This is a genomic window from Candidatus Omnitrophota bacterium (genome assembly GCA_028716565.1).
Lineage (GTDB): Bacteria > Omnitrophota > Gorgyraeia > Pluralincolimonadales > Pluralincolimonadaceae > Pluralincolimonas.
Map to the genome: position 1 here is coordinate 232,689 of JAQUPL010000001.1, position 20,778 is coordinate 253,466.

General features: G+C 53.1%; 16 protein-coding genes and 1 tRNA gene. All 17 read right to left on the minus strand.

Translation table 11 applies throughout. The features are described from left to right. Nucleotides 1-132 precede the first annotated feature (132 nt). Nucleotides 133-420, minus strand: coding sequence for a co-chaperone GroES (gene groES, locus PHO67_01310; protein MDD5545785.1), 288 nt, complete (start codon nucleotides 418-420; stop codon nucleotides 133-135). Nucleotides 421-482: 62 nt separating this feature from the next. Next, nucleotides 483-2,117 (minus strand): chaperonin GroEL, encoded by a 1,635-nt coding sequence (groL, locus tag PHO67_01315; GenBank protein ID MDD5545786.1) that lies wholly within the window; start codon nucleotides 2,115-2,117, stop codon nucleotides 483-485. Between the two features lie 20 nt (nucleotides 2,118-2,137). Continuing rightward, nucleotides 2,138-2,425, minus strand: a complete 288-nt coding sequence (gene groES / locus PHO67_01320; GenBank protein MDD5545787.1) for a co-chaperone GroES — start codon at nucleotides 2,423-2,425, stop codon at nucleotides 2,138-2,140. A 209-nt stretch (nucleotides 2,426-2,634) separates the two neighbouring features. Then, on the minus strand, nucleotides 2,635-3,411 hold the full coding sequence (locus tag PHO67_01325; GenBank protein MDD5545788.1) for a type III pantothenate kinase: 777 nt from the start codon (nucleotides 3,409-3,411) through the stop codon (nucleotides 2,635-2,637). Then, a complete protein-coding gene (locus PHO67_01330) occupies nucleotides 3,408-4,367 on the minus strand; it encodes a biotin--[acetyl-CoA-carboxylase] ligase (GenBank protein ID MDD5545789.1) in 960 nt (319 codons plus the stop codon). Before PHO67_01330 ends, PHO67_01325 begins: the two co-directional genes overlap by 4 nt. After that, nucleotides 4,360-6,333, minus strand: a complete 1,974-nt coding sequence (gene uvrB, locus PHO67_01335) for an excinuclease ABC subunit UvrB (GenBank protein ID MDD5545790.1) — start codon at nucleotides 6,331-6,333, stop codon at nucleotides 4,360-4,362. The genes PHO67_01330 and uvrB overlap by 8 nt, the downstream gene beginning before the upstream one ends. 1 nt (nucleotide 6,334) lies before the next feature. Continuing rightward, complete coding sequence (locus tag PHO67_01340) at nucleotides 6,335-9,088, minus strand: discoidin domain-containing protein (protein ID MDD5545791.1); 2,754 nt, start codon at nucleotides 9,086-9,088, stop codon at nucleotides 6,335-6,337. Beyond that, nucleotides 9,085-9,906: a carboxylating nicotinate-nucleotide diphosphorylase gene (nadC, locus tag PHO67_01345; protein MDD5545792.1), complete on the minus strand. Its 822-nt coding sequence runs from the start codon at nucleotides 9,904-9,906 to the stop codon at nucleotides 9,085-9,087. Before nadC ends, PHO67_01340 begins: the two co-directional genes overlap by 4 nt. A 20-nt stretch (nucleotides 9,907-9,926) precedes the next feature. Continuing rightward, the gene (locus PHO67_01350) at nucleotides 9,927-12,578 is read right to left on the minus strand and encodes a valine--tRNA ligase (GenBank protein MDD5545793.1); all 2,652 of its coding nucleotides are present in this window, start codon (nucleotides 12,576-12,578) and stop codon (nucleotides 9,927-9,929) included. Between the two features lies 1 nt (nucleotide 12,579). Further along, nucleotides 12,580-14,148 carry a citramalate synthase gene (gene cimA, locus PHO67_01355; GenBank protein ID MDD5545794.1) on the minus strand — a complete coding sequence of 523 codons (1,569 nt, stop codon included), beginning with the start codon at nucleotides 14,146-14,148 and terminating at the stop codon, nucleotides 12,580-12,582. 11 nt (nucleotides 14,149-14,159) lie between these two features. Continuing rightward, nucleotides 14,160-15,386: an aspartate kinase gene (locus PHO67_01360; protein MDD5545795.1), complete on the minus strand. Its 1,227-nt coding sequence runs from the start codon at nucleotides 15,384-15,386 to the stop codon at nucleotides 14,160-14,162. Nucleotides 15,387-15,407: 21 nt separating this feature from the next. After that, complete coding sequence (locus PHO67_01365) at nucleotides 15,408-16,607, minus strand: cofactor-independent phosphoglycerate mutase (protein ID MDD5545796.1); 1,200 nt, start codon at nucleotides 16,605-16,607, stop codon at nucleotides 15,408-15,410. Nucleotides 16,608-16,610: 3 nt separating this feature from the next. Next, entirely contained in the window at nucleotides 16,611-17,675 is a 1,065-nt protein-coding gene (gene thrC, locus PHO67_01370; GenBank protein MDD5545797.1) for a threonine synthase, read from the minus strand. A gap of 4 nt (nucleotides 17,676-17,679) precedes the next feature. After that, a complete protein-coding gene (locus PHO67_01375; GenBank protein MDD5545798.1) occupies nucleotides 17,680-18,972 on the minus strand; it encodes a homoserine dehydrogenase in 1,293 nt (430 codons plus the stop codon). 39 nt (nucleotides 18,973-19,011) lie between these two features. Further along, nucleotides 19,012-19,088, minus strand: a tRNA-Pro gene (locus PHO67_01380). Between the two features lie 69 nt (nucleotides 19,089-19,157). Continuing rightward, nucleotides 19,158-20,162 (minus strand): NAD(P)-dependent glycerol-3-phosphate dehydrogenase, encoded by a 1,005-nt coding sequence (locus PHO67_01385; GenBank protein MDD5545799.1) that lies wholly within the window; start codon nucleotides 20,160-20,162, stop codon nucleotides 19,158-19,160. Beyond that, nucleotides 20,152-20,778 (minus strand): glycerol-3-phosphate 1-O-acyltransferase PlsY, encoded by a 627-nt coding sequence (gene plsY, locus PHO67_01390; protein ID MDD5545800.1) that lies wholly within the window; start codon nucleotides 20,776-20,778, stop codon nucleotides 20,152-20,154. The genes PHO67_01385 and plsY overlap by 11 nt, the downstream gene beginning before the upstream one ends.

Genomic DNA, 20,778 nt, shown 5'->3' on the forward strand with positions numbered 1-20,778 from the left:
CTTATTTATTACTCGCCTCAACCATTAGCAACTGCGTCATAAACCGGCTCTGCGCGAGACATTAAATTTCAGTAAAAATAATACGCCCCTTAGCTATCAGCATAAGGGGCGTATTTGTATTCAGCAGTTGTATTACTTGACTATCGCGAGGATGTCGTCCGCGTCGATTATGAGGTATTCCCTCTCATCGACCTTGACTTCGCTTCCGGAATATTTCCCGAAGATGACAATGTCGCCGGTTTTCACCTCCGGCGCAACGACCTTGCCGTTCTCGAGCGTCTTGCCAGAACCGACCGCGATGACCTTCGCTTCCTGCGGCTTCTCTTTCGCCGTGTCAGGGAGGATTATCCCGCCCTTGGTCTTATCCTCGGCCTTAAGCACCTCGACGATCACTTTATCGCCTAACGGTTTCAAGTTCATTCAAGTCCTCCTGATGGGTTTATCCTAACAGATAGACCTTCCTGATCCTTATAAGGAAAGGTCTAGTACATTCCCTCGCCGTAGCCGCCGTGCGGTGGCATAGGAGGAGTCTTTTCTTTTTCGGGTATGTCCGTGACCACGCACTCGGTCGTAAGCAACAGGCCCGCGATCGATGAAGCGTTCTGCAGGGCTGTCCTTGTGACCTTTGTCGGGTCGATGACGCCGGACTTTATCATATCTACGTAATCGGCCTGCATGACGTCGTAACCTACGGCCGGGTCTTTTTCGTTCTTGACGTGTTCCGCGACGACTGAGCCTTCAAGTCCCGCGTTCTCGACGATATGGCGGATCGGTTCCTCAAGAGCCCTCTTCACTATATCGACGCCGATCTGCTCATCGCTTGAAAGTTTCATCTTTTCAAGCGCCGGGATGCAGCGAAGGAGCGCTACACCGCCGCCCGGGACGATGCCTTCCTCGACAGCCGCGCGCGTGGCGTGCATCGCGTCCTCGACGCGGGCTTTCTTTTCCTTCATCTCGGTCTCGGTGGCCGCGCCTACATTGATGACGGCTACTCCGCCGGAGAGTTTAGCCAGCCTTTCCTGCAGCTTCTCCTTATCGTAATCCGAATCGCTTTTCGATATCTGGGCCTTGATCTGCTCTATCCTGCCCTTGATATCCGAGGTCTTGCCGGCGCCCTCGACGATCGTGGTGTTATCTTTATCGATGGTGACCCTCTTGGCGCGCCCGAGCTCATTTATGTCGATGTTCTCGAGTTTCTTTCCGAGGTCTTCGGTGACCGCTATGCCGCCGGTCAGGACCGCGATATCATCAAGCATCGCCTTTCTCCTGTCGCCGTAGCCCGGGGCTTTAACCGCGCAGCACTGGAACGTTCCGCGTATCTTATTGATGACCAATGTAGCGAGGGCTTCGCCGTCCACTTCCTCGGCTATTATGACCAAAGGCCTTCCGGTCTTGGCTATCCTCTCGAGCAGGGGCAGCATCTCCTTTATATTGGAGATCTTCTTCTCGTGGATAAGTATGTAAGGATCTTCGAGCGCGGCTTCCATCTTCTCCGCGTCCGTGACGAAATACGGCGAGAGATAGCCCTGGTCGAACTGCATGCCTTCGACGACTTTTACCGTCGTCTCGGTCGATTTGGCTTCCTCAACCGTGATGACGCCATCCTTGCCGACTTTGTCCATAGCTTCAGCTATCTGGTCGCCGATGGTCATGTCGTTGTTGGCGGCAATGGACGCGACCTGAGATATCTCTTTCTTGTCCTTGCCTATGGGTTTGGTTATCTTCTTTAGGTGGGCCACTACTTCCTCGACGGCCTTATCGATGCCGCGCTTCAGGGCCATCGGGTTCGCTCCGGCCGTTACGTTCTTGAGGCCTTCGCGGTATATCGCCTCAGCGAGGAGTGTCGCCGTGGTGGTGCCGTCACCGGCGTTGTCAGAGGTCTTGCTGGCGACCTCTTTTACCATCTCAGCGCCCATGTTCTCAAACGGGTCTTCGAGCTCTATCTCTTTGGCGACCGTTACGCCGTCTTTGGTTATCGTAGGTGAGCCGAATTTCTTGTCGAGGACTACATTGCGGCCTTTAGGGCCGAGCGTCACTACTACCGCCCTTGAAAGTTTTTCGACGCCTGCGAGTATCTTGCGCCTTGCCTCATCACTATAAAGCAGCTGCTTTGCCATTTTCTACCGCCTCCCTTTTGTTATTTGACTATCGCCAAAACTTCCGATTCCCTTAATATTAGAAGGTCTTCCCCTTTGTAGTTGATCTCGGTGCCGCCGTAACGGCCGTAAAGGACCGTATCTCCGGCTTTCACTTCCAGTTCTTTTATCTTTCCGTCATCCAGGAGCTTTCCTTTACCAACGGATACTACTTTGCCCTTGGACGGTTTCTCCTGCGCCGTGTCAGGCAGGATTATGCCGCTTTTTGTCTTACTTTCGCTCTCCGTGGGCTTGACCAAAATCCTGTCACCTAACGGTTGAACCGCCATTTAACACCTCCTTAAAGATTGTTTTGGCTTAAATTTAGCTAGATTTACCTAGGAATTAAGCGGAAATTAGCACTCCATATTGGCGAGTGCCAACTTTGTCATATATTATAGATTTTCTAGGGAATTTGTCAAGAAAAAAATTATTTATCCCTGAAATTTAAGTCTCGCTTGGCCTTATTTATTACTAGCCTCAACCATTAGCAACTGCGTCATAAACCGGCTCTGCGCGAGACATTAAATTCCAGGTTATATATCATATTTAATCCAAGCAAGGTAAGATTTGGATTTATCTTGTCAATTTCCGTAGAGTATTTTGCCATAAGAGCGGCGTGTCCGCCGGTGGCGATGACCTTCATAGGGCTGCCCCGCCCCGGAGCGATATGTTCATATTTTGCCTTTAGTTTCGCGATAACTCCGTCACAGAGGGCGCCGGTGCCGTGAAATACTCCGCTTTTCATGCTGTCGGCTGTGTCGCGGCCGATCAGGCCTTTTGGCGGCGTGAATTTTATCTTAGGAAGGAGCGCAGCTTTCTGCGAGAGGGCGTTAAGGGAAGTTTCGATCCCGGGGAATATCAGGCCGCCGAGGTACTCCCCTTTCTTTGAGATGACATCAAAAGTGATAGCCGTACCAAAATCGATGACTATAGCGGGACAACCATAGAGCTCTTTTACGGCCACCGCGTCAACGAGCCTATCCTGCCCAACCTGACCCGGTTTGCGGTAAAGGTTCTTTATAGGCGCCTTGATGTTCTCTCCCAGGACTAGCGGGCGGATCTTATATTTTTTCTCTATTGCTTTCTTGATAATAGGGGTTGCTTTGGGCACGACGCTCGATAATATCGCCGTCTTGATACCCTTCGGAAGTTTTATCGTTTTTTTGGATAAGACGCCCTGCGTAGGGATCTTCCAGGATGACCTGAGCCTCTTCCTCCGGAATACCCCGAATGCGACGGATGTATTTCCTATGTCGATAGCTAATAGCATCATCTCACCATCAGCACATCACCGGCGGTGATGTGCTCCGTGAACCCGTTGTCCATGCGCACGACTAGCGCTCCTCCCGCGTCAAGGTCTACGGCTGTGCCTTCTATCTTCCTGTCCTGGCAGACGATCTTTACCTCTTCGCCGAGGGTGTGCGAGAGGTCTTTCCACTCCTCTATTATTCTTTTAAAACCCTTTTCCCTGAAAATAAGATATTGCCTCTCGAATTCCCTTAAGACTTCACGCGTAAGTTCCACGCGCGAAAAATTCCTGCCTGCTTCCGCTTTCAGCGAAGTGGCTTCCCCGGGAAGGTGGTCTTTGTCGGTATTCACATTTATGCCGATGCCGAGGACTATATAGTTGACAGTGTTGACCTCGGCGCTCATCTCCGTGAGTATCCCGCAGGCCTTGCGGTCGTTTATCATTATATCATTCGGCCATTTGATCAGGGCCCCGAGGTGTGTCACTTTCCTTATGGCGAGCGCGACGGCGACCGCAGACATAAGGGTTATTTTCGGCGCTTCCGCCGGCGCGACATCCGGCCTCAGGATAGGCGAAAAATATATGCCCTTCCCTTTCGGCGAAACCCAATGCCGTCCCATCCTGCCGCGGCCCTTCGTCTGGCTTTCGCTGAAGACCACCGTCCCGTCAGGCGATCCGGATAGGGCGAGCTTATGCGCCACATCCATCGTCGAATCGGTCGTCTCGTAGGAGTATATCTTCTTGCCGATTATCTTTGTCCCGAGGCCGTGGGATATCTCTTCCGGGATGAGTTTATCCGGGGTGCCTGTAAGGCGATATCCCACATGCGGCTCGCCCGTTATCTCATACCCCTCTTTGCGCAGCTGTTCGATGTGCTTCCATACCGCGGCGCGCGTGATCTTCAGTTTTTCACTTATCTCTTCGCCGGAGATGAACTCGCCGTTCGAGGAGCGGAAGATATTTAAAATTTTATCATCCATTCAATCTCTTCCTTAATTCCGCGATCTTATCGCGGATGACTGCGGCTTTTTCGAATTGCAGGTTGCGCGCGGCGAGGTCCATCTCGTATTCTAGTTCCTCTATGATCTTTTCTGTCTCATACCCGCCGGCCTTGACGCCTACCGCCTCCATCTCGACCTCTTCGGCTTCCTGGAGCATCTCGATACCTTCACGGATAGCTTTTTGTATCGACTTCGGCGTGATATTATTCTCCTTATTATACTCCAATTGCAGTGCGCGTCTACGGTTTGTTTCACCGATCGCGCGCTTTAGCGAACCGGTGATGTTATCGGCATACATTATTACCCGGCCGTTTATATGGCGCGCTGCGCGTCCTGAAAGCTGGATAAGCGACGTCTCGGACCGCAGAAACCCCTCTTTATCCGCGTCCAGTATCGCCACAAGCGTGACCTCGGGAAGGTCCAGCCCTTCCCTCAACAGGTTGACGCCGACAAGGCAGTCGAACTTGCCCTGGCGCAGTTCCTTAAGTATTTTTACCCTCTCTATCGCGTCGATATCCGAGTGGATATATTTTACGCGCAGGTCGAGGTCCTCCAGGTATGCCGATAGGTCCTCTGCCATGCGTTTGGTGAGCGTCGTGACGAGGACGCGCTCTTTCTTCTTCGCGCGCTCGCGGACTTGGACGATGATGTCGTCGACCTGGCCTTCGGTCGGCTTTATTATTATCTCCGGGTCGACAAGCCCTGTCGGCCGTATCAGCTGCTCGACGACTTTCGCGCCGGATTTCAGTATCTCGTATTCGGACGGCGTTGCTGAGGCAAATATCGCCTCTTTCATCAGCGTCTCGAACTCATCGAAACGCAGAGGCCTGTTGTCGAGGCACGACGGCAGGCGGAAACCGAATTCGACGAGGGTCTTTTTGCGCGAGCGGTCGCCCTCATACATCCCCCTCACCTGCGGGATGGTCACGTGCGACTCGTCTATTATCAACAAAAAATCCTTCCGGAAATAATCTATGAGGCAGTACGGACGCGCGCCTGCCGGCCTGCCGCCCAGGTGGCGGGAATAATTCTCCACGCCGTGGCAATAGCCTATCTCCTGCAGCATCTCCATATCGTATTTCGTGCGGCTCTCGAGGCGCTGTGCCTCAAGGAGCTTTCCTTTGGCGCAGAAATATTCCAGCTGCACGGCGAGTTCCTCTTTTATCATTTTTATCGCTTCTTCTATCTTCGGCGGCGAGGTGAGGAAATGTTTCGCAGGATAGACAGCCGCGCGGTCGAGCTGGGATATTATCTTCTGCGAGACAGGGTCGAACTCGGTTATCTTCTCTATCTCGTCGCCGAACATCGATACCCTTATCGCCTTCTCGGAATACGCCGGGAATATCTCTACAGTGTCTCCGCGGACGCGGACCTTGCCGCGGATGAATTCGATATCGTTGCGCTCATATTGAATACTGAGCAGGCGCCGCAGGACCTCGTCTCGGTCTATCTTTTGGCCTTTATCGAGCACGACCATCATGTTCGAATAATCCTCCGGCGAACCGAGGTTGTAGATGCAGGATACGCTGGCGACAATGATCACATCGTCCCTGGACATAAGCGAAGATGTCGCGGCAAGGCGCAACCGGTCGAGCCGGTCGTTTATTGAAGAGTCTTTTTCTATATAAGTGTCTGTCTGCGGGATATACGCTTCGGGCTGGTAATAATCGTAATAACTGACGAAATATTCTACGGCGTTCTCCGGGAAAAACTCCTTGAATTCGCTGTAAAGCTGCGCCGCGAGGGTCTTATTGTGGGAGATGACGAGGACGGGTTTGCCGGTCTTTTCAATGACATTGGCCATTGTGAAGGTCTTGCCCGAGCCGGTAACGCCCAAGAGCGTCTGGTAGCGCTTTCCGCCCAGGAGCCCTTCGGACAACTCCTTTATCGCCTGGGGCTGGTCGCCCTCGGGCTTAAAAGATGATACGAGCTTGAACTTCGCCATGTCAGAACTTTACTTCAAGTTCCTTTGTGTCCGCGGGAACGCTGATCCTGTTCTTGCCGAGCGTCAGGATATACCCACCCGGAGGCGGCGTCGCGCAATCGGTAGACAGCTTGACAAAGCCCTTGGCTCGCGAGCTTTCTACTTTGAAAGATACCTTGCCAAAATACGTCGGGGCATCCTTTATCTCTATGACCTTGCCGTCATCGAGCCACGAGTCCGGGATGCAGGACAAAAGCACCAGCTTATCGCCGTCCTCGCGAAAAAGCATGTCGCGCAGCAGTAAAATATAATGCGCGGCCGACCAGCCGTGCGGGACGTCGCCTACTATCCCTTCGGTGATCTCCCTCAATCCTTTAGAGTTGACCTTGGTCGGCATCGCCTCCATCCATCCGCCGGGGCAGGATTGGTGCTCTATACCCCACTCGATGCTCTTAAGCGCGACGTCTTCCATTCCAATATATATAAGGGGATGCGCGAGCTTGAAATTATATCCCCAGAAGAGCTGCTCGTATTCAACGAACCACCCGCCGTCATAGTCCGAGAACTTCCCGGCGTTCTTCCAATATTGCTCATATGAAGTCTTGAACAGCTCCGCAGGTACCGGGATGCCCATATTCTCTCCCGGGAATAATGCCGGCCTGTGCGCCCACGCCATCTGCGTATCGCCCAGTATGCGGTGATCCATGTCCTTTATGCGCATCTCTTTGGGCCAGTAATCGGCGAACCCGGGCATGAACGACAGCCCGTTCTTCTTCATCGATTTTTCGATGCTCGCGATAGTGGCGGAATGGAGGCTTCCGTATTCGGCTTTCATCCATTTGGCGTCATCCGGTTTTCCGAGTATCTGCGCCGACTCGTAAGCCGCCTTAAGGCCTATCATCGCCCACCAGTCATCTACGTAAAGGTAGGCAGGTATCTTGAAATTGTCCTGGCTCACCCCCTTAGGAAGGAGCCCGTAAGCCACGTCTTCCTTCGGCAGTGACATCTGCGGGGCCCGGACCTTCCTTATGAGTTCGCACGCCGACTTCATCCTGGGATATGCGGCCTCCAGGTATTTAACGTCCTTTGTCAGCCGGTAATGCTCGTAAGGCGCGAAGATGCTGCCGCCGAGCTCGTCTACGTAGCCGCCGCCTTCCTTGTAATTGAAGTGTTCGGTTGAGGCGCGCGCCTCTTCGGTAAGCCCTGCCTTGTCGAGCGCGTTGTCCATATCTATCGCGTCATGCATGAAGAACGATGTATATTCATACGGGCCCGGGAAAAGTTTATGTTCCTCGTCCATTATCAGGATGTAATAGAGAGATGAATAAAAACAATCACTGTAGCGCTTATCCGGGATATTCATTACGAGCGGGATGCGGCCTTTCCAGTATTTGAACGTCAGCGCGAGCGCTTCGTCGAAACCTTTATCCTTGATGTCGTTAAATGACAACTCCGCTCCTGTGCCTGATGGTACGATAAAATCAAGGGATTCTGTAGTACCGGCAGGTATCTTTTTCCTGTAAGATAGCGAATCCCTCAGGTCTTTGCCTAGAGGGCCTTCCGCCCTTTCGTCAAGGAAGAGCCGCGGCGCGCCGTTTATCTTTACGGTATGGTCGGCGTCGTATTCGATCGTCTTCATATCCGTAACTTTCCATTTAGGGTAAAGCGGGTTCGGCCGGATGACTGCCATTATCAACACTTCTTTATCCCGGGCGCTTGTATTTTTGACAGATTCCCTGGCAAAGGTCAGGACTTTGCCTGCTTTTTCATCGAACCAGGAGAATATCTTCGTCTCGCCTTCGATACCGTTGCCTTTCCACGATACCACCGTCACAGGATACCCGCCGTCGACCAATTTCCAATCGGTATGGAGCGTTTCCGGGGTATAGAGCCGGTCGTCATCGTTTACCCAGAAACTGACCCTGAACGGGTAAGGATAGACGGCAAAAGAACCGTCCTTTCCGATGAAAGTCTTGAATTTGGAACCCTCCCACCCGGCGAGGCCGCGGGCCTTGTTCAGGCCTTTGTGTTTGGCGATATCGTCCCAGTCCTTGAATTCGATCTTCTTCATCACGCTTTCCTTCCCTTTGTTGTCTTCACAGTTGATCTTTATGTGGCGTTTCCCGAATATGTTAGCATATATCCTGTCCTGTCCGCCAGTGCAAACCTCTTTATTATAGACGGTCTTCCGGCGGTTATCCTCTTCGATCTCCACGCGGTACGATCTTGGGAAGTCCTCCCCCCATGTTATAAATAAAGCGCCGATATTCCTGTCCTTCTTGAGCTCTATCGAGATCGTAGTCCTGCCGTTATCGCTCGAGGTCTTTATCGGTATCTCGTCATCGAGCCCTTTGATCCTGATCTCCCAGATCGAATATCCCCACGCCGTGCCGCGCTCCTTTAAGTCCAGTTTTATGAATCGCGCCTTCTTCCTCCCGAAATATACGTCGTCGACTACCCCTTCGCCTTCGGACGTGGAATAGGCGTTCTCCCAATTTTTCCCGTCCTCTGATATGAGTACGTCGTAGGATCTCGCGTAAGCGGCCTCCCAGTTTATGATCAGGCCGACCAGGTCCTCGGTCCTCCCGAGGTCTATCTGGAGCCATTGCCTGTCGGAGAACCCGCTCGACCATCTCGACTGCAGGTTATTGTCGAACGCGTAAGAGGGCCCGGTGGAATCGTTTTCGGATGATGACGCATTCACCGTTGCGGCGTTTGAAAGATGGGCTATCGCCAAAAATATGCAAAGGATCATTGCGGTCTTTATCTTTTTCATTGCACGATCTCCAGGGAGAAGTCTATCGCCTTTACTGAATGTGTCAGCGCGCCGATAGATATCATCTCTACGCCGGTTGAAGCGATCTTTTTTACGTTCTTGAGGTTAACGCCGCCCGAGACTTCCAGCCTCAGCCCGTGACGGTATTTGTCGCGCAAAGCTACGGCGGACTTGATCTCTTTCAAATCCATATTATCCAGCATTATTATGTCGGGGTTGATCTTAAGGGCTTCGTTAAATTGCTTAAGGTCCTGGACCTCTATCTCGGCCTTTATCTTTTTCCTCTGGCAGGACCTGACGGCTCGAGAGACGGCGTCCCAGTTGTAACCGGCCGCGGCAAGATGGTTATCCTTGATCAATACCTGGTCGTGGAGGCCTATGCGATGATTGGTGCCGCCGCCGGTCTTGACCGCGTATTTCTCGAGTATGCGCAGTCCCGGCGTGGTTTTGCGGGTGTCCATTATCTTTGTTCTATAAGGTCTTACCGCTTCAACGAATTCGGCCGTCAAAGTAGATATTCCCGACAGGCGGCTTAGGAAGTTTAAGGCCGTCCTTTCGGCGCTGAGTATTGCTTTCGCATCCCCCTCTATATATGCGATCTGCTGTTCCGGCCGTATCGGTTCGCCGTCCATCGCGAGCGGCATGAATTTTATCCCGGAGTTGCGCATGACGAATACCGCCATAGCTATCGTGATGCCGCAGAGCACGCCTTCTTCGCCGGATATTATTGCCGCCTGCGCCGTCTTCGGCTTTTGGAAGAGTGCCGCGGACGTTATGTCCCTGTCTGCGGCGTCCTCATCGAGTGAGCGGCGTATCATCTCCAAGATATCCTTGTCGGCTAGCTCTCTAATCGTTTTAAGTTCTCCCTTAATTTTCCCAAAGATACTTTCGCCTCGGAGAGCTTCTCCTTCTCCTTGTCGATGATATCTTTCGGCGCCCGTTCAACGAAGTTCTTGTTATTCAGTTTCGATTCTATGGATTTAACATATTTTTCAAGTTCTCCGGCCTTCGACATCATCTTCTTCTTTTCCGCCTCGATGTCCACAAGCCCCTCGAGCGGCACGCATATCTCGCAATCGCCGAATACGGCTACCGAGGAGGCCTTCGGCCGTTTCAGTTTTTCAGTGACCTCAAGCGATTCGAGCCTTCCCAGGTTCTTTATATAATCGAGCGACTTGTCGATAGCGGCGCGGCTCTTCGCGCTCCCGGCCGCGACTATCGCTTTGCAGCTCTTCTGCGGCGGGATGTTCACCTCGGCGCGGATATTCCTGATGACGGTTATTATGCCTATCGCGAGGTCCATCTCCTCTTCGGCTTTTTTATCTATAAGGTCCTTCTGTAGGTGCGGCCACGGTTGGACCATTATCGAGTCCCTCTTGTGCGGCAGGATGCTCCATATCTCTTCCGTAAGGAACGGCATTATGGGATGCAGCAGCCTTAGGCTTTTCTCCAGCACCTTATATAAGATCACCTGCGTATTTTTTTCCTTTATGCGGCTCTTGGCTATCTCCAGGTACCAGTCGCAATATTTATGCCAGATGAAGTCGTAGAGCAGGTTTGCCGCCTCGCTGAACCTGTACGATCCGAGCGCCTTTTCCAGGCCCTCGAGCGTCGAATAGAGGTTGCTGAGTATCCACCTGTCGGCGAGAGTCAGGTCCGCGTTCTTGTATAAGACGCAAAGGTCAGTGTCGACGTCTTCCGAGAGGTTGGCCATAACGAACCTCGACGCGTTCCAGATCTTATTCGCAAAATTCCTGCCGACCTGGAATTTTTCTTTCGACAGGAATACGTCCTGGCCCACTGCGGTGATCGAGATTATGCTGAACCTCAGCGCATCGGTGCCGAACTCGTCTATTATTTCGATAGGGTCGATGATGTTTCCCAGGGATTTGGACATCTTCGCGCCGGTCTCGTCGCGCACCGTGCCGTGGATGTAAATATCCCGGAACGGCGCATCGCCCATGAACTCATATCCTGCCATTATCATGCGCGCGACCCAAAAGAATATTATCTCCTGCGCCGTTACCAAAGTCGATGTCGGATAGAAATACGCGAGGTCCTTTGTCTTCTCCGGCCAGCCGAACGTCGAGAACGGCCAGAGCCACGAGGAGAACCAGGTATCGAGGACATCTTCGTCCTGTACGATATCCGTCCCGCCGCAATCCGGGCATTTCTGAGGTTTTGAGCGCGCTACTATTATTCCCTTCTTTCCCTCGCTCGCTTTTTGGCACTTTCCGCAATAATAGACAGGTATCCTGTGGCCCCACCATATTTGCCTCGAGATGCACCAGTCGCGGATGTTCTCCATCCAATCGAGATATACCTTGCTCCAGCGCTCCGGATAGAATTTTATCTTGCCGCTTTTGGCCGCCTCTATGCCCGGCTTAGCCAAGGGTTTCATCTTCACGAACCACTGTAATGAGAGGTAGGGCTCTACAACGGTGTGGCACCTGTAGCAGTGTCCGACCGAATGCGCGTGCTGGTCGATCTTCTCGAGAAGGTTCATCTCTTTCAAGTCTTCGATTATCGCCTCGCGCGCCTCGAACCTGTCCATCCCCGCGTAATCCCCGGTGTTCTTGCTCATGCTGCCGTCAGGGTCCATCACGACTATAGGTTCAAGGCTGTGCCGCCTGCCCATGTCAAAGTCATTGGGGTCGTGGGCAGGGGTCACTTTGACCGCGCCGGTGCCGAATTCCGGGTCAACGATATCGTCGGCGAAGACCTTTATCTCCCTGTTAATAAGAGGGAGTATCAGTGTCTCGCCCACCAGGTTCTTATACCTTTCGTCCTTCGGATTTACCGCGACCGCGACATCGCCCAGCATCGTCTCAGGGCGCGTCGTAGCGACGGTGACGTACCTCTTCTCGCCTTTTACCGGATATTTTATGTAATAGAGCAGGCCGTTGAGGTCTTTGTGCTGGGCCTCCTCATCGCTTAACGCGGTCTGGCACCTGGGGCACCAGTTGATGATGTAATTTCCGCGGTAGATAAGCCCCTTTTCGTAAAGGCGTATGAATACTTCATTGACCGCGCTTGAAAGGCCTTCGTCCATCGTGAAACGCGTGCGGTCCCAGTCGCACGAACAGCCGAGCCGCTTCAACTGCGAGATTATGGTGGTGCCGTACTGCTCGCGCCACTGCCAGACGCGCTCTATGAACTTTTCGCGGCCGAGGTCCTGCCTCTTCTTCCCTTCTTTCGCGAGCATCTTCTCGACGACGTTCTGTGTCGCGATGCCGGCGTGGTCTGTCCCGGGAAGCCACTCGGCGTTCCAGCCCTGCATCCTGCGCCACCTTATGATGATATCCTGGATAGTGTCGTTGAGGGCGTGGCCCATATGGAGGATGCCGGTAATATTAGGCGGCGGGATGACTATCGTGTAGGGCTTGCGTTCCGAGTCGGGTTCGGCATGGAAGAGTTTCTTCGACTCCCAAAGCTTGTACCACTTGTCTTCCGTCACCTTCGGGTTGTATGCAGAAGGTATCTCTGGCATATTATTTTCGGTCTTTGAGCAGTTTATATTCGATGGAATCTACCAGGGCGTTCCAGGACGCCTCGATGATGTTCTCGGATACGCCGATAGTCCACCATGAGTCCTTCGCATCTTCCGATTGGATGAGGACGCGGACCTTCGCCGCGGTGCCGGCCTTTTCGTCAAGCACGCGCACCTTGAAGTCGGAAAGGCGCATCTCCGCCAAAGCAGGGTAGAATTCCAGGAGCGCCTTGCGCAGCGCGTTATCCAGGGCGTTAATAGGGCCGTCTCCCTCGGCCGCGGTATGCTCCTCGACTTTGTTGACTTTTACCTTTATAGTCGCTTCGGAAAGCAGCTTGTTGCCTTTATGCTCCGTAACGACCTTGAAGCCCTCGAGTTCGAAGAATCTCTTGTATTTCTTGAACGCCCGCTTCAATAAAAGTTCCAGCGAACCTTCCGCGGCCTCAAAATGATAACCCTCATGCTCAAGTTTCTGCAGAAGTTTCAGGATCTTCTTGGTCTTGGGCGCCTCTTTTGTAAGGTTGAGGTCCAACTCGAGCGCCTCGGCCTTCAGCAGGATAGAGGTCTTTCCGGAAAGTTCGGATACCAAAAGCCTCCTCTTGTTCCCGACCAACCGCGGGTCGATATGCTCGTATGTGACCGGGTTTTTCATTATAGCGTTGATGTGCACCCCTGCCTTATGGGTGAAAGCGCTGTTGCCCACGAACGGCTGGTTCTCCTGCTGTTTTACGTTGCTGATCTCTGCGATAAATCTCGATGTCTCGGTCAGTTCCTTAAGTTGCGCGTTAGTCACGCAGTTGATCCCTAATTTCAATTTAAGGTTACCGATCACCGCTGCGAGGTCGGCGTTTCCGCAGCGCTCGCCGTAACCGTTAAATGTCCCCTGGACCTGCGCGCATCCCGCCTGGACGGCCGCGATAGAATTAGCGACGGCCATGGCGCAGTCGTTGTGGCAATGGATCCCTACCGGGCAGTCAAGTTTCGCCAACACTTCTTTTACGGTATCGACGAGATCCGATGTAATCGTCCCGCCGTTCGTGTCGCAAAGGATGATGCAGTCCGCTCCGGCGTCGCGCGCGGCGAACAGCGTTTTCGCGGCGAAATCCGGATCGCTCTTGTAGCCGTCAAAGAAATGCTCGGCGTCGTAAAACACCGTTTTCCCTTTTGACTTTAAGTACGAAACGGTCTCTGAGATCATCTTTAAATTCTCTTCGAGCGGGACCTTGAAGACGTCCCTGACATGCATGTCCCATGACTTTCCGAAAATAGTGATATGTTTTGTGCCGGAATCCAGGAGCCCGCGGACGATGGCATCGCGGCTGATCGCCGTGTTGGCGCGGCGGGTCGATCCGAAAGCGACGATACCGGAATTCTTCAATTTAAGTTTCTTCGCGGCCTTGAAGAACTGCATATCCTTCGGGTTGGACCCCGGCCATCCGCCCTCGATATAATGGATGCCCAGGCCGGCAAGCTTCTCCGTGATGCGCAGCTTATCATTCACCGAATAGGAGATCCCCTCGGTCTGCGCACCGTCGCGAAGCGTCGTGTCGTATAATTTCACATCTTTCATTTTATTCGCCTTTATTTTGCCTTCTTCAGGTCAAATTCGTCATGGAGGGTCTTAAGCGCCAATTCCCCGTGTTTCTTCCCGATGACGCAGGATATCTTTATCTCGGATGTAGATATCATCTCGATGTTTATTTTCTTCGAAGCCAGCGCCTTGAACATCCGCGCCGCGATGCCGGCGTGGCTCCTCATTCCGATGCCGACTATCGATATCTTCGCTATGTTCTCGTCCTTTACCACCTCTCCGGCGCCTATCTCCCTGGCGACCTTCTTGGCGACCTTCATGGTCTTGGCCAGGTCCTCGGTCAGGACGGTAAATGAGACGTCGGTGGTGCCGGTTCGGCTCACGTTCTGGACTATCATGTCTATGACTATGTTATTTACCCCTAATTCCTTGAATATAGTGGCGGCGATCCCCGGCTTGTCCGGGACATCACAGATGGTCAGCTTTGCCTCGTCTTTTTGCAGCGCGACACCGCTTACGTCTATTCTCTCCATCGATTTTGCCTCCTTGCAGATTATAGTCCCTTCGGCGTTCGAGAAACTCGAGCGGACATGTATGGGTATATCGTAACGCTTGCCGTATTCTACGGACCTCGCCTGCATCACCTTCGCGCCGAGCGAGGCGAGTTCCAGCATCTCGTCATAACTCACCTTCGAAAGTTTTTTGGCGTTCTTGACTATCCTCGGGTCTGCGGTGTAGACCCCGTCGACGTCGGTATATATCTCGCATATCTTCGCGCCGAGCGCGCTCGCGAGCGCGACCGCGGTCAGGTCGCTTCCGCCGCGGCCGAGGGTGGTTATTTCCTTCTTTATGCTCATTCCCTGGAATCCGGCGACTACCACTATCTTGCCTTCCTTAAGCCGTTCCTTTATCCTGTCGGCGGATGATATATTTAAAATACGCGCTTTGGTATGGGAGGTATCGGTTATGATGCCGACCTGGGCGCCGGTAAAAGATATCGCCGGCTCGCCGAGCTTCTCAACTGCCATAGCCAGTAAAGCGCACGATATCTGTTCGCCGGTAGAGATAAGCATGTCCATCTCGCGTTCGGACGGGTCGTCGGTGACCTTGTATGCAAGTTCGATGAGCTCGTCTGTGGTGTCGCCCAGCGCCGACACGACGACCACGACGTCATAGCCCTCTTTTTTGTAACGCACAACGCGTTTGGCGACGTTTATGATCCTTTCGGGATTCGCGACAGAAGAGCCCCCGTATTTTTGGACTATTAGCGATCTCACTTTTATTCCGCCTTCCTCCTTTTAGCTTTTCATGAAGTATTCCATAAGCTCGTGGCCGTGCCCGAAGGCAAGGCCGGTCGCCTTGGCCGCCGCTTCGCTGTACTCCGCAGTGTTATTAGGCTCGATGCCCTTACCGAATACCGCGAAGGGCACCGGTTCGGCAGTATGGGTCCGGAGCGATACCGGGGTATTATGGTCCGGCAGGACCATGACCCTGAAATCCTTTTGTTTCTTGAATTTTTCGAGGAGAGCCCCGACGATGAACCTGTCGAAATTCTCGATCGCAACTATCTTGGCGCGCAGGTCGCCGTTATGTCCGGCCTCATCAGGCGCCTCGACATGCACGAAGACAAAATCCCTGTCTTTGAGCGAATCTATCGCGTATTTCGCCTTGCCCTGGTAATTTGTATCGTAATAGCCGGTCGCCCCCGGCACGTTTATGACGTTGAGCCCTATTGATTTGCCGATACCTTTTATCAGGTCTACGGCGGAGATGACCGAGCCGTCGACGCCGTATTTCTGCCTGAACTTCGGCATGTTAGTCTCGACCCCCTGGCCCCAGAGCCATATCATATCGGCCGGGTTCTCTTTCAGGTCTATCCTTACATGGTTTACTTCGTGGTCCGGCAGTATGGCCCTCGAGTCCTCCATGAGCTTTATCAAAAACTTCGCGCCGTCGCCCTTCGGGAGATGGCTTTTTATCTTCATCCCGGTTATATCGTGCGGCGGCTCGCACGCGGTGGCGCGTAGCGCCTCCTTCAAAGAGCCGTCCCTGACTATCATCAGGTGCCTGTAGCTTACGCCCGGATAGAACTTTATATTATCCGAACCGAGCTTCTTATCAAGGAATTTAATTAAGGTCGCCGCCTCTTCGGAGGTTATGTGTCCCGCCGAATAATCGGCCATCCGTTCCTGGTCTATAGTGACCAGGTTGCACCGGAACGCGATGTCATCCGGCCCGAGCTTTATCCCCATGTTCGCGGCCTCAAGCGGCCCCCGCCCCGAATAATACTTCGACGGGTCATAACCGATGATAGAGAGGTTCGCGACATCCGAAGCCGGCGCGAAACCTTCCGGGATGGTATGGACCAGGCCCGACCTCCCGTTCTTGGCTATAAAATCCATGTTCGGGACCTTGGCGGCCTCGAGCGGTGTCTTGTTCCCTAATTCCTTGATCGGGTAATCCGCCATGCCGTCGCCGACCAGGACGATATATTTCATTTCTTATATGCCTATCGCCTTTAGGACCGATCTCATATCGGCCTTGACCGATTTTGGTTTGCTTAAAGTTGAAATAGCCCTGTCCGGGTCCTTGAGCCCGTGCCCGGTCAGGATGCAGACGATCTTTACCTTTTTAGCCGGGTTTTTCTTGAAGAAACCCTTGCGCATCATCTTAATAAGGCCGGCCACAGACGCTGCCGAAGCCGGTTCCGCGAATACGCCTTCTTTTAACGCGATGAATTTATAGGCATCGAGTATCTCTTTGTCCGAGACCATGCCTATGGTCCCGCCGGATTCATCGCGCGCCGCCTCGGCTTTTTCCCAACTCGCTGGATTGCCTATCCTTATCGCGGTGGCGATAGTCTCGGGATGCTCTATTATATGCCCCCTCACGATAGGCGCGGCGCCCTCGGCCTGGAAGCCCATCATCTTCGGAAGCGCTTTTATCTTTCCATGTTGCTTGTATTCTTTGTAGCCCTTCCAGTACGCGGTGATGTTTCCCGCATTGCCGACCGGGATGAAATGGTGGTCCGGCGCGGACTCAAGCGCCTCGCAGATCTCGAACGCTCCGGTCTTCTGTCCTTCTATCCTGTACGGGTTTAAAGAATTGACGAGGGTTATCGGGTATTTGCCGGTTATATCTTTTACGAGTTCCAGCGCTTCATCGAAATTCCCTTTAACTGCCAACACTTCGGCCCCGTAGATTATCGCCTGGGCGAGTTTTCCCAACGCTATCTTACCCTCAGGGATAAGGACAATGCATTTGATACCCGCGCGCGCCGCATAAGCGGCGGCAGAGGCCGAGGTATTCCCGGTCGAGGCGCACATTATCGCCTTCGAACCCTCCTCTACGGCTTTCGAGACGGCCATGGTCATACCGCGGTCCTTGAACGAACCGGTCGGGTTCGCCCCGTCGAATTTCAGGTAGACCTCATATCCTTTCCCGATCTTCTTGCTTAAATTACAGGAATATATAAGCGGTGTATTCCCTTCGTTCAGGGTTATGACCGGGGTCTTGGAAGAAACAGGAAGATATTTCCTGTATTTGTCTATTAATCCTCGCCACATCATATTATCTCTCTACCCTTATCGCGACGGTCTTGCGCCTTATCGCCGCCATCCTGTCTATCTCCTCAAGCGCCTGCCTCATATTCTTCTCTTTCGCCTCGTGGGTCATCATAACGACCGGGACGATGCGCGCCGCGCGCCTTTCCTTCTGTCCGACGCTGGCTATCGATATCTTGTGGCGGCCGAGTATCCCGGCGACCTTGGCGAGCACACCGGGCTTGTCGATGCATGAGATGCGGATATAATAACTCGCCTCGATATCGCCTATCTTCCTTATCTTCTTTATCGATTTGTTCTTCATGTAGATCGGGACCCTGCCGACGGAATTAAACCTTAAATTCCTGGCGAGGTCGATGATATCGCCTACAACCGAGCTTGCCGCGGGGTTCTGTCCCGCCCCGCGCCCGTAGAAGAGGGCCCCGCCGACCATGTCGCCGTGGACATAGATGGCGTTATAGACGCCGTTAACATTGGCAAGCAGGTGCTCTTTCGATAAGAGGGTCGGGTGCACCCTTACCTCTATTTCGCTGTCGCATTTTTTTGCGATCGCGAGGAGTTTTATGGCGTAGCCGAATTCGTCGGCATACCTGATATCGTTCTGCGATATATCGAGTATCCCTTCAACGTAGATATCCTTGAGTTTTACCGCCTTCCCGAAACCGAGCAGGGTCAGGATAGCGAGCTTATGGGCGGAGTCATAACCCTCGATATCGAGCGCCGGATTGCGCTCGGCATATCCCTTCTTCTTCGCCTGTTCGAGGGCGTCGGAGAAGCTCAACCCCTCTTCGGCCATGGCCGAAAGGATGTAGTTCGAGGTACCGTTCACGATGCCGAGTATGGTGTCGATCTCGTTGGCGACGAGCCCTTCACGCAAAGACTTGATTATCGGGATGCCGCCGCCTACCGAGGCTTCGTAGAAGATATCTACTCCTGCCTTCTTCGCCGCGTCGAATAGCTCTTCGCCGTGTTCGGTTATAAGCGCTTTATTGGCGGTGACGACGTGCTGTCCGCTCTTTATCGCCTTAAGCACGAATTCCTTGGCCGGATGGATACCTCCCACGAGCTCAACGACGATATCGATGTTTGGATTCCCGAGGACCTTGTTGACGTCGCTGGTCATAAGCTTCCTGTTGATCTTGATGTTCCGCTTGCGCCGCAGATCGTTGTCGCAGATGACCTTAAGCACGACTCGCGCGCCGACCTGCCGTTCTATCTGGGCGGATTTCTGCAATAACGCCTTCGCGACGCCGACTCCTACGGTCCCGAACCCTATCAGGCCTACGTTGATCTTCTCCATTCTCATTACCTCTTGTTATTCAAATAATTATATCAAAAATGGTCGGGGCGAGCGGACTTGAACCGCTGACCACTTGTACCCCATACAAGTGCTCTACCAAACTGAGCCACGCCCCGGATTATTCGGATTTAGAAAATAAATTATAGCAGATTTTTGGGGAGGTGTATAGAGGGAAATTACGCAGCTTAGTTATTGCTTTCCGACTTTTTCTTCCGCGTCATGAGGTCGCGGACTGCGGCCTTGGGGTCTTTGCCGTCATATATGATGGCGTAAATCTCTTCGGCTATCGGCATCTCGATGCTGTATTTCTTTTGCAGTTCGTGGCAGGATTCGGCGGTGCCGACGCCCTCGACGACCATCTCTGTCGATTTGAGGACCTGCTCCGGCTTATTGCCTTTACCTATTTCCTCGCCGAACCACCTGTTCCTGCCGTGTGTGCTGACGCAGGTAGTTACGAGGTCGCCCAAACCGCTGATCCCGTAGAAAGTCTCCTGCTTGGCGCCCATCGCCGTGCCGAGCCGGGCTATCTCGACGATACCTCTTACGAGCATGCCGGACTTCGTATTTACGCCGAAACCCATCCCGTCGGATATTCCGGCGGCGATAGCGATGACATTCTTTATCGAACCGCCCAGTTCTACGCCTATGATGTCGGTATTCGTATATACCCTGAAAGTTTCGGTCATGAAGAGGTCCTGTATCTCCTGCGCGGTCTTTTCATCCTCGGAAGCGGCGACGACCGTCGTGGGAAGCCCGCGCGCGACCTCGTATGATATCGTAGGCCCGGAAAGGGCGCCGATCCTGACTTTCCCGAGGACGTCACGGACGACCTGTGACATCCTCATCATCGAATGGTTCTCTATTCCTTTTGAAACGCTGACGATCAGCTTCCCGTTCAAATTTATGCCTTTCATCCGGTTGGCGACCTCTCTCACGTGCTGCGAAGGTACGGCGAGCACGAGGATATCTGCATCGCGGACCGCGCCCGCGAGGTCGGAGGTAAGCAATATTGGATCCGGTATTTTAATTCCGGGCAGGAATTTCACGTTCTCCCTCGCAGACTTCATCGTTTCGATGTAGTCCGGGAATGCGCCCCACAATGCGACCTTATTTCCCCTGGCGTTTAACATCATCGCCAGTGTCGTTCCCCACCCTCCGTCGCCTATTAGCGTTATTTTTTTAGTGTTCATTTTTTTTCCTGAAAGTAAAGGCGTGTTCTTCGCCCCGCACCAGCCTCTTTATATTAGGATAATGCTTGTGGACGGTGATCCCGCACATGACCGCGGTTATAAGCACGAATACCGGCGGATACGGCATGACCGCCAGCATTATGGGTATCGAGACCGCGCTTATTATTGAGGCGAGGGAGACGTAGCGTTTCCACGCGAAAATGATTATCCATATCGCTAAGGCTACGAGGAATACGTTCGGCGCCACCCCGATGAATACGCCGGATGAGGTCGCGATCCCCTTCCCTCCCTTGAAACCCAAAAAGACCGTCCAGATGTGCCCGATGATCGCCATGCAGCCGAGCATTAGCGCGTAAGTACCGGGCTCTATAGACGTCACGCCGAGACGGATAAACATCTTCGCAACGAGCGCGACGCAGACCCAACCCTTCAGGATATCGATAACGAGCACCAAAAGGCCCGGGAGCTTTCCTACGACCCTGGCCGTATTCGTCGCACCGACGTTGCCGCTGCCGTGTTCGCGGATATCGATCCCCTTTAAATATTTCGCGACGAGAAAACTCGTCGGGATCGATCCTATGAGATAGCAGAGTATAAAAGATGCCGCGATAAGCAT